Consider the following 13,550-nt stretch of genomic DNA (forward strand, 5'->3'; position numbering starts at 1 on the left):
TCTTAACAAGCTATACTTACAATACATACCAAGCAAAATACAAGAGGTGAAGCATGAACAAGATACGAACGAAGATTATCATCAGTACCTTAATGCTATGGGCAGCAACCATTGTGGGCGCGAATGCGGACGGTACGAATACATCGGTGCAACCGGGTTCCGTAGATGATCCTGTCATAACAAAAAGCTATTTGGAACAAAATATTAAACAAAAAATAACGGACGAGCTGACCAAGCAATCCATTACTGAAGAAAAGGTACGACAAATCATCAGTTCGGAGCTGGGAAAAGGACAGGCTGATGGAAATTCCATCGGATCATCAAATAATGCTCCAGATACTTCTGGCTCATCCGGCAGCTCTTCCTTGGAAGTCATCAAATTAGAACAAGGGCAGATTTTATATGGAAGTGCCGGCACAGAGATAATTGTCCGGACCGGAAAGACGATAGCTGTCAGCAAAGACGACGGTATTGCTGATGTTACTTCGGGCAAAGATATCGTCGCAGGTGCGGCCGTTGAGAACAACCATCTGCTTATTATTCCAAGAGAAGGCCGTGGTATTAAGCCGGATCCGAAACAAAAGCAAGAAATATACGTCATGATTCGCGGCGACTATAAGTTAACCAATGCTGACGGTTCTAAGGTTACACCATAAATTTTACCCATAATGTAAACAGTTTATACGATTGCACCTTAAGTGAGTGGACAAACTAGGTTTACATCACTTATGGAGGTGGATCTTATGGCAAAAGCCAAGAAAGTGGTTCCGGAAAGCAAGCAGGCATTGGATGTATTGAAGTATGAGATTGCGGCTGAATTAGGTCTTCCTGTTGGGAAGAGTGCAGCCAATGCCAATGTAGAATTTGCGACAGAACTTGGTGCCATACCGGCACAATCAGTAAAAGAGGATTATTGGGGACATATTGCATCCAGAGATACTGGTGCTGTTGGCGGAGCCATTACAAGCCGTTTGATTCGCAAAGCAGAAGAAATGATGCTCAATCTATAGTGCCATTAATCAGGTAAACAACGGGGCATTCCAATTGTTAATTTTTGTAGGAACTCATGCAATTTTATTGACAGTCCTCGACAAATCCAGTAACATAGCATAAAGAAGGTCATGTAAACAAAACCTTTTCCTATAGGAAAAGGTTGATTTTTTGTATGTATACTTTTTATCTAATAAATACTCTTTAGGAGGTCGATACTATGTCCATTCCTCGCGGTCGTCGTTTATTTACATCCGAGTCCGTAACTGAAGGGCATCCGGATAAAATCTGTGACCAGATTTCCGATGCGGTACTTGACGCTTTTCTTAAGAATGATCCCAACGCCCGTGTAGCTTGCGAAGTATCCGTTGCTACAGGCTTGGTGCTTGTTATCGGTGAAATCACAAGCCAATCCGAGTATGTCGACATTCAAGCTATTGCCCGCAAAACCATTGAAGATATCGGATATACTCGTGCTAAATACGGATTTGACTCCAAAACTTGCGCTGTGCTTGTTTCATTGAACGAGCAGTCTCCTGACATTGCTCAAGGGGTAGACAAGGCTCTAGAAGCACGTGAAGGTCAAATGACAGACGAACAAATCGAGGCTATCGGAGCAGGCGACCAAGGGATGATGTTCGGGTTTGCCGTTAACGAAACTCCTGAGCTGATGCCTCTTCCTATCTCGATCTCCCACCAATTGTCCCGTAGATTGGCTGAAGTTCGTAAGAACGGTACCTTGCCTTACCTTCGTCCAGACGGAAAAACCCAAGTAACAGTTGAATACGATGGCGACACACCAGTACGTGTTGACACTATTGTTGTTTCAACTCAGCACAGTGAAGACGTTACTTTGGAGCAAATTCAAGCGGATATCAAAGAGCACGTTATCAAGCCAATCGTGCCTGAGAAATTCCTTGATGCCAGCACGAAGTATTTCATCAACCCAACGGGCCGTTTCGTTATCGGAGGACCACAAGGTGACGCAGGTTTGACTGGACGTAAAATTATCGTTGATACGTATGGCGGTTATGCTCGTCATGGCGGCGGCGCATTTTCCGGTAAAGATCCTACGAAAGTGGACCGTTCCGGTGCTTATGCAGCTCGTTACGTCGCTAAGAACGTGGTTGCAGCAGGACTTGCTGACAAATGTGAAGTTCAGCTCGCTTACGCTATCGGTGTGGCACAACCTGTATCGATCTCCGTTGACACTTTTGGAACGGGCAAAGTAGCTGAAGAGAAATTGGTTGAAGTGATCCGCAAGCATTTTGATCTGCGTCCTGCAGGCATCATCAAGCAATTGGATCTGCGCAGACCGATTTATAATCAAACCGCGGCTTACGGACATTTTGGTCGTACCGACGTGGATCTTCCATGGGAACGTACGGACAAAGCAGATCTGCTTAAACAAGACGCTTTGGCATAAACAGCCTAATCGAATACAGTTAGACAAACGATACCAAAGCCTGGTTCCTAGTGATCCGGGCTTTTTTTTGTTTTGGAGTGTAGCTCATCCCTTTCAAGAAGTAATAGATTGTGAGAAGTTGAGAGAATTTCCAATTGGCGAAGCGAGATTTTTTACCTAGTCTCTATCTTGTTCGATAAATGTTCAAATATGGCGGATAATGTCCTAAAATATCTGTTTTTCATTCTAGTAAAACGTAACTTTTTCCATAGTAATAGAGTCTAAATAAAAGGAGAGTGGGAAATAGAAGGGAGAAAGCAACGTGAGTAAGCATAAGGCTTGGATGAAAATGTCCTCTATCGTTTTATCTGCAATGATCTGTTTATCGCCTCTTATGTCAACGGCCCAAGTATATGCGGCATCCGAACCGACTGTGACGATGGTAAGTCAAGAGATATTAACGTCCGGTGCGGTTTTGAAAAAATATGTTTGGAAATCGACCCGTAATAAAAAAGATATATCTGTTAACGCGAATGTCGTTGAGGTAGATTTGACGAACCCCTATGTGAAATTGGATGTTATGACGGGAACGAACAATCAGTTCACAAAGAAGCAGAGTGTACTAGGGATGGCTACAGAGACGAAGGCTGTGGCCGGTGTAAACGGGGATTTCTACAATACGCAGGCGGAAGGGGTTCCAATGGGACCTGAAATCGCCAACGGGCAGCTGATGGCTACGCCTCCTTATTTACCAGGGTTTTATTCTTTTGCACTGACCAAGGATAACGTTCCTGTAGTAGATCTGTTTACGTTTCAAGGATCGGTAACGACCAAGGATGGCGCTAATTTCCCTCTTGGCGGGATCAATAAGACGTATTACTGGTTTGAGCCGGGCGGCGAGCATAGCCATGTAGACGCTATGTTCATGTACACCAATGCCTGGGGACAATCCGACCGATCGAATGATGGAGTTACGGTCCCAACGGAAGTACTGGTACAGAACGGTATTATTCAAAAGATTGCGGATAACACGATCATAGATATGATCGCTCCTAAAGACGGGTACATTCTTCGCGCATCAGGCAAGGCGGCCGATTTTGTACGTGCGCATATGAAGGTAGGAGACCCTCTTAAATACGACTATCAGATTCTTCCTCAAGATACTAGCAAAACGTATGATACGAAAAACTTTAAAATGATGATTGGCGGCCATACGATTCTGGTAGATGAGGGCAAGCCGGCGGAATTCTCAAGAGAAGTTGACAGCTTATGCTGCACCCGTTCGAGAACGGCTATCGGCTATTCCCAGGACCAAAAAACGGCTTACCTGGTAACTGCGGATTACAGCGGAGACAGTAAAGGCTTGAGTATGACCGAGCTGCAGCAGTTTATGATTCAAGTAGGCGTTTGGAAAGGTATGAACCTCGATGGAGGCGGCTCGACCCAGATGGTGGCCAGACCGCTGGGCGAGGAGTATCCGGTGCTAATCAATAAAACGGAAACAGGGATTCAACGTAAGGTAGTCAACGGTGTAGGGGTTTATTCGACGGCGCCGAAAGGGCAAGTGAAGGACCTTGTCATCCAGTCACCGGATTTCTTGTTTTTGAATGAGCAAGCTGCACTAAGATTTAGAGGCTATGATGAATACTATAATCCGATAGCTTCCGATGGTGTACAAGCGACTTGGGCTTCGCCTAATAATGCGGGGACCTTTAAAGATAATGTGTTCACGCCGACCCAATTAGGTACAGCCAAGGTAACGGCTACATCCGGCACCGGAACGCAAACGGCGGATATTCCCGTCATAGGCAGGGATCAGCTGGCCTCATTAACCATTGATGCAAGTAATATTGCTTTGTCCGAAGGGGGTTCTTACAAGCTTCCTGTCATCGCAACGACGAAATCAGGCAAATCAAGAGAGGTCCCTGCGGAATTGCTCCAATGGGAAGTTAACGGGATGAAGGCAGAGGTCAAAAACGGCGTTCTGACCGTAAATAGTTTGGCAGGCGCAACCCAGCTGCAGCTGATTGCCCGTTACGATGGCTACAGCACGATGCTGACCCTCCCAATCGGAAAAGACAACGTCTGGTATGATCTTGATAATAATGCGGTGATGACGAATTCTCGTCCGCTTCCGCAGGAGGTTACGACTTCCGTCTATATTCGCGAATCCGAAACGAAAAATAAGTACTTGGAATTAAATTATGATTTTACAAAAGCGACGGGCAGCAGATGGGCTTATGCTGATATGGATACAGGCATCCAAATCGAAGGCCAGCCGCAATTTATTAAAATGAGAGTGAACGGCGACGAAAGCCTGAATTCGCTTAGAACGGAGATCAAAGATAACAGCGGGAAGATCTACTATATTGAGCTGGCTCCTAATATCAACTGGAAAGGCTGGAAGCAAGTTTCGGCCGATTTATCGGAATATGATATGAAATTCCCGATTACCGTTAAGAGCGTTTATGTATACAACGATCAGGTTGGCCAGGATGAGCGTGCGGCCGTAGGCAAAATAGGCATCGATGATATTACCTTCACGTACAAAGGCCAGCTGCCGGCACTGCCGAACAATTCGGTGAACCTAACAGTCAATAAAACAGCCGTTTCGGTAAACGGCAAGACGATGACCTTGGAGCAAGCTCCTGTTATTGTCAGCGGAAACACGCTGCTTCCTATTCGTTTTGTAACAGATGCGTTGGGCGGAACGGTGCGCTGGGATGATAAAGAACGTAAAGTCACTGTTATTCGTGGGGATAAGATGATCGATCTCTGGATCGATAATCCGGATTTAATCGTTAACGGAAAGCGGATAACGGCTGAGGTGGCACCCAAAATTATGAAGGATGTTACTATGGTACCACTGCGCATTTTATCCGAAAATCTCGGCTGGAAAGTAACCTGGGACGCCAAAACCCAGCAGATCACTCTGCAATAATTAGTTCCATGCTCCTCTTACAAACTTGAATAAATATGGTACTATATTGCTAGGAGCCTGTCCGACACTCGGGGTCGTGCAGGCTTCCTGTATATGGAATCGTTGGAGAAGGGGCCTTACGTATGCAAGTGGACGCTTTGGACCGCATTATTAAGAATGCAATTGACGTCATGGAAAGCAGCAAATATCAAATATTTGAAATTTGTGAAAATGTCCGGTCAGAGCGTAGTGCGTTGAACAACGAGCTGCAGGAAGTAATGGACGAAACGCGAAAGACCATAGATATGGTTGACCACATTGAGTTGGAATATCGGAGGGCCCGTATTCGGCTGACCGAGGTTAGCCGCGATTTTAAACGCTTCAAAGAAGATGACATTCGGACGGCCTACGAATTTGCAACTCAAATGCAAACCCAGCTCGCTATGTATCGGGAGAAGGAGCTTCACCTGAAGGCAAGAAGGGATGATCTTGCGAAACGAATAAAAAATGTCGATAAACAATTAGAGAGAGCTGAAGCTGTCGTCTCCCAGGTCAATGTAGTTCTCGAGTACCTGTCCGGTGACTTGAATCAGGTAACCCGGCTGTTGGAATCGGCCAAAAACAGGCAGCTTCTAGGCCTGAAGATTATTTTGGCCCAGGAGGAAGAGCGCAAACGGATTGCCCGGGAAATACATGACGGTTTGGCTCAAACTATGGCGAATGTTGTACTGCGAACGGAAATTGCCGAAAGAATGCTGACCAAACAAGCCTATGCGTCTGTCAAAGAAGAGCTCGTGGACTTGAAGGGCCAAGTCAGAGGAGGGATTGAGGAGGTTCGCAAAATCATTTTCAATCTTAGGCCCATGGCATTAGACGACCTGGGGCTCATTCCTGCTTTGCGGAAATTTGTACAAGACTTTGAAGAAAAATCAAAAATCAACACGCAATTTGAATTTTCTGGTAAAGAAACAAGGCTTCCCTCCGGGATGGAGGTTGCGATTTACCGTCTTGTGCAGGAGGCGTTTTCCAATGTGGTCAAGCATGCCCAAGCCTCGCACGTTTCGCTGGAAGTGACTTACCGGCAGCAGATGGTGAAAATCACTGTTTCAGATAACGGCGTCGGTTTTCTTGTCGACAGTGTGGAGAAGAAGATCGAAAAAGGGAGCCATTACGGCATTATAGGGATGCGTGAACGCGTAGAGCTGCTGGAGGGCAGAATGGAGCTCACATCGACGAAAGGTGCGGGCACTAAAGTATCCATGTTGATACCCATCAAATTAGATTCGAAGGAGGACTAAGTAATGGACATCACGGGAAATGCAAAACGCAACATTAAACTGGTATTGGCGGATGATCATCAATTATTTCGTGAAGGGGTCAAACGCATTATCAATATGGAAAACGATCTGGAGGTCGTCGGCGAGTGTGGAGACGGCATTCAAGTTATTGAGCTGTGCAACACGTTGCATCCGGATATCGTACTTATGGATATTAATATGCCTATTGAGAACGGTGTAGTAGCTACAGAGAAGCTCAAGGGGATATTTCCGGATATCAAAGTCATTATCCTTTCTATTCATGATGATGAAAGCTATGTCTTTGAAACGCTGCGTAAAGGAGCATCCGGCTATCTCCTGAAGGATATGGAAGCGGAGTCGCTCATTAATGCTATCCGGTCCGTAGTTGCAGGACATGCCTATATTCATCCCAAAGTAACAGGCAAGCTAATCAATCAGCTGCGCAGAATGACCTACCTGGATGAAGTGGGTACGGCAGGAAACGGCACTCTAGCCAAGGATGCGGGAGTCAGATACGTTCATACGGACAATAGCCCGTTGACGCGCAGGGAAGCCGAAGTGCTTCGGCTGATGGCAGAAGGCAAAAGCAATAAAACCATTGGGGAATTTTTGTATATCAGCGAGAAAACTGTCAAAAATCATGTGAGCAGCATTTTGCAGAAGATGGAAGTCGATGACCGGACACAGGCGGTTATTATTTCCATCAAAAACGGCTGGGTCACGCTGTAAACAGGAACCAACCAACTCATTGCGGCATATACTGGTCTTAAGGGAGGGAGCCGCGATGATGTTAGGGTTACTGTGGATCTTTGGCAGCTATGCTGCAAGTATTGCCTTGGTGCATTGGTGTTATCGACGGCGCCGGAGAACGGGTCGGAATGAGACGCATTTTTTGCTCGTTACACATAACAATGAAAATCAGGTGGAGTGGTACATTCGTTCGCTGCTTTTTTTCTCGCGGTTTAAAGGCAGGGACGTCCACTTGACTATAGCCGATGAAGGCTCGACGGACGAAACGTTGGCTATCGCCGAACAATTCCGCAAGGAGCATAATCTGGAGATCCTCACCTTTGAGGGGCTGGAATCATGGGACGAATGGATTCGTCAGCATGAAGATAAGCAGGTTATAGTTGTTCGGCTAGCCAACCCAGAAGGTTTGGAAACCGCTTACAAAATGATGTGAGGATGAATGGATGTAGGTGAGAGCAGTTCTATATGCGGTCATTAACAAGCATGGCGCCAAGTGGCATGTATCGTTAGACATGCGGGTCGATTTGGCGTTCTGGTTCGGTCAGTATGCGGATTCGATTAGAATACGGATGCTGGAGCCGGCCATTTCGTTTGGACAAGCTGTAGTTCTAAGAGACAAACTGAATGCGATGGCATGGACAGCAAGAGAACTAGACCTGTCCTCGGTATGGACAAGGAAAATTTCGGAGCAAGCGTCATCCCTTGGGATCACCATGCTGGCTGCACACGATTCGGATAAGTGGCTGCTTATGGATTGTGAAAAGCGGCAGTGGGATGCCTATCAGCAGAAACCGGAAGCGGTAGTGACGCTGCAGGCGGACGAACTCATCCGGTTTGTAGAATTCATGCAGGGACGCAGCTTGTTATGCGATGAAGTGAAACAGCTGATGGAGCACCATGGGTTGCAGGCGGCGGCCTCAGCGCCGTTGGCTTACATACAAGCGGGCTTTTTATACGGGTATTTGATCATGGATCAAGGTATTAAAAAGCAGAAGGGCAAGGGCTGGAAGCGTACCAAGGAGAACTACCAATGCCATCGGTGCGGCGGCGATTCCGAGCGTATGGTCATGACAGATTGCATGTTCTGCGGTCAACCATGCCCCTACTGCGAACAATGTCTTACGATGGGAAGATCGCGGTTTTGTTCGGTTACCGTCCGTTCCTCCTATTATGCCGCTCAGGTACGGGAAGGAGTATCAGGTAGAAAGGAAGCATTGGAATCGTATCTTGCTCCATGGGGGTTAAGCGAGATTCAAGCCGAAGCTTCGGGACAAGCGTTGCATTTTTTGAAAGGAAATGAATTGAAGTCTTTAAACAAAAAACCAAATCATCCGTCTCAATTTCTTATTTGGGCTGTCACCGGAGCGGGAAAAACAGAAATGATTTTCCCCATGATCCACTATAAAGTATCCAAAGGCGGTCGTGTCGTTGTGGCAACCCCTAGAAGAGATGTCGTGCTGGAGCTGAAGCCCCGATTGGAAAAAGCGTTTGATCCTGTTCCCGTAGTTACGCTGTACGGGGGGAGCGAGCAGAGGTGGGACACCGCTCCGATAACGATTGCGACAACTCACCAGCTGCTGCGATTTGAACGAGCTTTTGATCTTGTAATCATCGATGAGCTGGATGCGTTTCCTTACCATAATAATCCCATGCTGCAGTATGCGGCAGAAAAGGTATGCAAAGCCGAAGGGGCAACGATCCTATTATCGGCTACGCCCCCGGTACCGCTTCAGAAGGCTGCAGCACGGCGTAAGCTGCCTCATGTCAAAGTAACGGCCCGTTATCATCGGCATCCGCTGCCAGTCCCCTCACTACTTGCTACGCCTCCGTTACGCCAGCAACTTCAGAAAGCTGCCCTATCCGGCAGCTTGGTACGCATCATGACGGAATCGATACAAAGAGGAGCACAGCTATTTGTGTTCGTACCCAAGATTTACATGGTAGAGCCTTTGACAGAGCTGCTTAACCGTACATTTCCGGAGGTGGCTACTGAGGGGACTTCCTCTAAGGATGAGCACCGGTCCCAGAAAGTGATGGATTTCCGCAGCAAGCAAACCCGCATTCTGGTTACAACCACAATACTTGAGCGAGGTGTAACGATCCCCAAATCGGATGTGCTGATTTTGGATGCGGACGAGCCTATCTTTGACGCTGCTGCCCTGGTTCAAATGGCGGGGAGGGCGGGGCGTTCTGCCGACGATCCTGCCGGTAACGTCTATTTTGCCGCGAAGGAGAAAACCCGGGCTCAAGTGGAAGCGATTCGTCAAATCAAAAGCATGAATGCGATGGCCAGAAAAAAAGGGTATTTGCGTACAAAGGGGACGGATGCTAAGTGAGGGCAAGCACAAGAACGGTGGATTGGATACAGCAAAAATGGACGCAGCTTCTGAAGACAGCTGAGGGGGTGCTTTCGCCTCAAAAGCTGATCTGTACGGCCTGCGGTCATGACTACAGCGTTCCAAAAGAGCTCCCGTTATGCGATAGCTGCTGGACAGCTATACCGTGGGTCTTAGAAGTCCATTGCAGCTGCTGCGGCCGGCCGGAGAACTGCACGGATTGCCAGCGGCGGCATGAGCAGTATTTTGTTCAGAACCGAAGCGCAGTCAGCTACAGCCCATTGATGAAGGAGTGGCTCGCGGTTTATAAATACAGGGGGCATGAAAAGCTCCGGGAGCTTCTCGGCACCATGCTGCTGCACGCTTATCATTTGCATCGCAAAAGTGAAGAAGTAAGGGAGGCAGAGGTACGCACTCCCGGTTTGGAGCTCATCACTTATGTTCCCGTGAGCCAGGCCAGACAGCTCGAAAGAGGCTTTAATCAGGCGGAGCAGCTGGCGCAGGAGCTGGGCAGAAGAGTGGGCCTTCCGGTTGTTCCGATTCTGGAAAGAGTCCGGCACACGGATAAACAAAGCTTTAAGACTCGCGGCGACCGGTTGGGGGATTTGCGGGGAGTCTTTGCCGTGCTTCCTGCAGCCAAAGATGTCTTGCGAGACCTGGCAGCCCGATCGAATATAAAGCTGTATATGGTTGACGATGTGTATACGACCGGAAGTACGCTGAATGAGTGCGCCAGAACGGTGCAGACCGAGCTCAAAGGGATTGAAATTTACGGGTTAAGCTGGGCAAGATGACATCTGATGTCGGATTTTGTTAAAATGAAGTATACAACATCATGCTACTTGCGATACACTATGACTAATTATCCTATTCAGCAAGTCGATCGAATGTTTAACAATGGGGGGAGCTCAGAAATGAGTCTGAATGTCGATAACTGTCAGCGCTGCGGCAAAATCTACGTCAAGAACAATTACGGCTTATGCGGCCAATGTCTCAAAGATATCGATCTGCAGTATGAGAAATGCTTGAAGTATTTGCGCGAGCAGCGTTCTTGTTCCATAACCGAGCTTAGCGAGGCAACGGAGGTCCCGGTGAAGCAGATTACCAAGTTTATTCGTGAAGGGCGTATATCCATCAAGAATAATCCCAATATGTCCTATTACTGTGAGGTATGCAACGCCCCTATCCGTGAACATACGATCTGTGAGTCGTGCAGACAGCGGCTTGCCAAGGATGCGAGCCATATGCAAGAGGACGAGCAGCGGAAGCAAGCTCTGCAAGAGGAAGCCAACCGAATGTCGTTCAATATTAAGGATCGTTTGAAGGACCGCCACAGCTAATGATATTATCAATTTAATATAAACTTTCATGATAACTCCACCGATAAAAGTAATAACGCTTATTCGGTGGGGTTATTTTAATGAATAAACGAGGTGATAGGCATGAAGATAAATGGTACCAATCGGGTCGGTGCGGTCAATCAATATATGAAATCCCAAGAGGCTTATGCTGCTGCGGGAAAGACCAAGACTCAGAAAAAGAAAGACCAAGTAGAAATATCCAGTGAGGCGAAGGAACTATTGGAGACGCAAAATCCGGCTGCGGCAGAGAAAGCCAGAGAAAAAGTAGAAGCTTTGAAATCATCGGTAGCTGCGGGTACCTATAAGGTCGATGCCAGGACGCTGGCGGAGAAGCTTTTTCCTTTTATTAAATGATTAACATTCTGAATACACGGGTGGATGAGCATGGCATTTGAGGCTTTGATACAAATCATGACGGCGCTGAACGACGTACACGAAAACTTACTTGAGCTGGCAGAACGGAAGAAGCAGGTGCTCATCCAGAACGATGTAGAGCAGTTAATGCAGATCGTTTCCAAGGAAAACAAGCTCGTCAAGCAGATCGGCGAACTGGACCAGCAGCGTGTAGAAGCCATCGGACAATTCATGATCGAGAAAGGCTATAAGCCGAATCCAAAAGTAACGGTTAGCGACTTGACGAAAATCATCTTCAATGTGGAAGATAAGAAAGCGCTTCTTGGGATGCAAAAGCAGCTATTGGGCAATATTCACAAGCTTAAAGAGCTGAATCAGTTAAATCAGCAGCTGATTGAGCACTCGCTGGCTTTTCTAGAATATTCTCTGGACCTTATTGCAGGCCCTCCGGAAGACGAATATACGTATAAAAATCCGCAAATGAATACCTACGGCTCGAAGCGGGCTGGATTATTTGATACTAAGGCTTAAAGCCTTAGAAAGCGACGGAGGGAGTTAAGAAAGATGCGATCTACTTTTGGCGGTATTGAGATTTCCAAGCGGGCTTTGTTTACGCAGCAGGCTGCTCTTTCAACAACAGGCCATAATATTGCTAATGCTAACACAGCAGGATATTCTCGTCAGGTCGTTAATATGGTTGCGGCCAGACCGATCGAAGCTCCAGGGCTAATGCGCAGCAATGTGCCGGGCCAAATGGGGCAAGGGGTAGAGTTTGATTCGGTCACGCGAATTCGCGAAAAGTTTTTGGACGATCAATTTTATAACGAAAATAAAGGCTTGGGCAGCTGGACCGTTCAGCAGGATACGCTGGAAAAATTAGAGGCCATCATTAATGAACCCTCCGATTCAGGCTTGCGATCGGTTGTAGATAAATTCTGGGCGTCCTGGTCCGATCTAAGTAAGGATCCTGAAAACATTACAGGAAGAAAGATCGTCCGGGAGAATGCCATGGCTCTGGTAGATTCTCTGAATTTAACGAGCAGACAGCTATCGGATTTGAGCAACGACCTGACGGAGAATATTTCCGTTAAAGTGGACCAGGTCAACTCTATTATTTCAACCGTAGCCGATTTAAATAGAGAGATTAAGCGGATTGAAGGCATGGGCGATAGCGCCAATGATCTGAGAGACCAGCGCGATCTGTTGGCAGATAATTTGTCCAAGATCGTAAATGTCAGGGTCCAAGAGACGGATACAGGCTATAACATAACTATGGGGAATACGGTTCTGGTAGATGGCAATACCGCTACCCTTACCTCCGTAGCCCAAGTTACAAGTGCGGCTGCATCAGGCGACCTTAATAGCGGCGAAATCTACGGAATGATTCAGTCCAGAGACCGGTATGTGGCGGATTATCAAAAGCAGCTGGATACATTGGCAAGCACGATTGCCAACGGGAAAATTACCGTAACGATTCCGAAGGGTTCAGTTCTCCCGGAAGGAACCATTTTTAACGATACGGTTTATAGTGGAGATAAGCGAACTTTGCAGGATGATCTTACCGTTACGGTAAATGGTCTGAATGGTCTCCATAAGCTGGGCTACCTTAACGATGATCCGACCAAAAAAGTAGGTGATTTCTTCACCTCCAAGGGTAACGGGACTATTACGGCAGCGAATATTCAGTTGAATCCAACGATTGCGGCTGATCCTAGCAATATAGCGACATCCATGAGAACGGCTATGAACACTGCGACTAACAAGGAAGAAGTCATTACGGGTAACAACACGCTTGCTATCCTGGTTTCCCAGCTTAAAGATACGAAGTTTGATTTTAATTCAACAGGCACTGCCGGGTCAGTCCTGCAGTCCGGTACGATTAATGATTTTCTGAGAGCAACCATTGGACAATTAGGGGTACAATCCACGGAAGCCAAGAGACAAGTCGATAATTCCAAATCTATTGTCGATCAGGTGGATGAGCGCAGACAGTCCGTCAGCGGGGTGTCCCTTGACGAAGAGATGGCGAATATGATCAAGTTTCAGCATGCCTATAACGCGGCGGCCAGATCGATGACGACCTTTGACGAGATGCTAGATAAAGTAATTAACGGTATGGGTGTAGTAGGAAGATAG

At 47.1% G+C, this 13,550-nt stretch carries 13 protein-coding genes; all 13 read left to right on the plus strand.

Going from position 1 to position 13,550, the window contains the following annotated elements:
- Positions 1-53 precede the first annotated feature (53 nt).
- The 13 genes from B1728_RS30735 (at position 54) to flgK (ending at position 13,550) form a co-directional block, all read left to right on the plus strand.
- Positions 54-656 (plus strand): hypothetical protein, encoded by a 603-nt coding sequence (locus B1728_RS30735; RefSeq protein ID WP_079914244.1) that lies wholly within the window; start codon positions 54-56, stop codon positions 654-656.
- 87 nt (positions 657-743) lie between these two features.
- Positions 744-1,010 carry an alpha/beta-type small acid-soluble spore protein gene (locus tag B1728_RS30740; RefSeq protein ID WP_079914245.1) on the plus strand — a complete coding sequence of 89 codons (267 nt, stop codon included), beginning with the start codon at positions 744-746 and terminating at the stop codon, positions 1,008-1,010.
- Between the two features lie 200 nt (positions 1,011-1,210).
- Complete coding sequence (metK, locus tag B1728_RS30745; protein WP_079914246.1) at positions 1,211-2,416, plus strand: methionine adenosyltransferase; 1,206 nt, start codon at positions 1,211-1,213, stop codon at positions 2,414-2,416.
- A 301-nt stretch (positions 2,417-2,717) separates the two neighbouring features.
- Entirely contained in the window at positions 2,718-5,336 is a 2,619-nt protein-coding gene (locus B1728_RS30750) for a stalk domain-containing protein (RefSeq protein ID WP_144028061.1), read from the plus strand.
- A gap of 122 nt (positions 5,337-5,458) precedes the next feature.
- Positions 5,459-6,613: a sensor histidine kinase gene (locus B1728_RS30755; protein WP_079914247.1), complete on the plus strand. Its 1,155-nt coding sequence runs from the start codon at positions 5,459-5,461 to the stop codon at positions 6,611-6,613.
- Positions 6,614-6,616: 3 nt separating this feature from the next.
- Entirely contained in the window at positions 6,617-7,342 is a 726-nt protein-coding gene (locus B1728_RS30760; RefSeq protein ID WP_079914248.1) for a response regulator, read from the plus strand.
- A 55-nt stretch (positions 7,343-7,397) separates the two neighbouring features.
- The gene (locus B1728_RS30765) at positions 7,398-7,796 is read left to right on the plus strand and encodes a glycosyltransferase family 2 protein (RefSeq protein ID WP_079914249.1); all 399 of its coding nucleotides are present in this window, start codon (positions 7,398-7,400) and stop codon (positions 7,794-7,796) included.
- 16 nt (positions 7,797-7,812) lie between these two features.
- Entirely contained in the window at positions 7,813-9,699 is a 1,887-nt protein-coding gene (locus tag B1728_RS30770) for an ATP-dependent helicase ComFA (RefSeq protein ID WP_079914250.1), read from the plus strand.
- The gene (locus B1728_RS30775) at positions 9,696-10,493 is read left to right on the plus strand and encodes a ComFC family protein (RefSeq protein ID WP_256865586.1); all 798 of its coding nucleotides are present in this window, start codon (positions 9,696-9,698) and stop codon (positions 10,491-10,493) included. The genes B1728_RS30770 and B1728_RS30775 overlap by 4 nt, the downstream gene beginning before the upstream one ends.
- Positions 10,494-10,613: 120 nt before the next feature.
- Positions 10,614-11,039 carry a flagellar protein gene (locus tag B1728_RS30780; protein WP_079914251.1) on the plus strand — a complete coding sequence of 142 codons (426 nt, stop codon included), beginning with the start codon at positions 10,614-10,616 and terminating at the stop codon, positions 11,037-11,039.
- A gap of 102 nt (positions 11,040-11,141) precedes the next feature.
- Positions 11,142-11,414: a flagellar biosynthesis anti-sigma factor FlgM gene (gene flgM / locus B1728_RS30785; protein WP_079914252.1), complete on the plus strand. Its 273-nt coding sequence runs from the start codon at positions 11,142-11,144 to the stop codon at positions 11,412-11,414.
- Between the two features lie 30 nt (positions 11,415-11,444).
- Positions 11,445-11,945 (plus strand): flagellar protein FlgN, encoded by a 501-nt coding sequence (locus B1728_RS30790; protein ID WP_079914253.1) that lies wholly within the window; start codon positions 11,445-11,447, stop codon positions 11,943-11,945.
- Between the two features lie 33 nt (positions 11,946-11,978).
- The gene (gene flgK, locus B1728_RS30795; protein WP_079914254.1) at positions 11,979-13,550 is read left to right on the plus strand and encodes a flagellar hook-associated protein FlgK; all 1,572 of its coding nucleotides are present in this window, start codon (positions 11,979-11,981) and stop codon (positions 13,548-13,550) included.

The organism is Paenibacillus sp. 32352, from assembly GCF_002042965.1.
GTDB classification, from domain to species: Bacteria; Bacillota; Bacilli; order Paenibacillales; family NBRC-103111; genus Paenibacillus_S; species Paenibacillus_S vulneris.

Excerpts from the sequence above, each read along its gene's own strand:
- B1728_RS30780 (WP_079914251.1), top strand. The coding sequence starts at position 10,614 with ATGAGTCTGAATGTCGATAACTGTCAGCGCTGCGGCAAAATCTACGTC.
- B1728_RS30790 (WP_079914253.1), top strand. The coding sequence starts at position 11,445 with ATGGCATTTGAGGCTTTGATACAAATCATGACGGCGCTGAACGACGTA.
- B1728_RS30765 (WP_079914249.1), top strand. The coding sequence starts at position 7,398 with ATGATGTTAGGGTTACTGTGGATCTTTGGCAGCTATGCTGCAAGTATT.
- B1728_RS30755 (WP_079914247.1), top strand. The coding sequence starts at position 5,459 with ATGCAAGTGGACGCTTTGGACCGCATTATTAAGAATGCAATTGACGTC.
- metK (WP_079914246.1), top strand. The coding sequence starts at position 1,211 with ATGTCCATTCCTCGCGGTCGTCGTTTATTTACATCCGAGTCCGTAACT.
- flgM (WP_079914252.1), top strand. The coding sequence starts at position 11,142 with ATGAAGATAAATGGTACCAATCGGGTCGGTGCGGTCAATCAATATATG.
- B1728_RS30735 (WP_079914244.1), top strand. The coding sequence starts at position 54 with ATGAACAAGATACGAACGAAGATTATCATCAGTACCTTAATGCTATGG.
- flgK (WP_079914254.1), top strand. The coding sequence starts at position 11,979 with ATGCGATCTACTTTTGGCGGTATTGAGATTTCCAAGCGGGCTTTGTTT.
- B1728_RS30740 (WP_079914245.1), top strand. The coding sequence starts at position 744 with ATGGCAAAAGCCAAGAAAGTGGTTCCGGAAAGCAAGCAGGCATTGGAT.
- B1728_RS30760 (WP_079914248.1), top strand. The coding sequence starts at position 6,617 with ATGGACATCACGGGAAATGCAAAACGCAACATTAAACTGGTATTGGCG.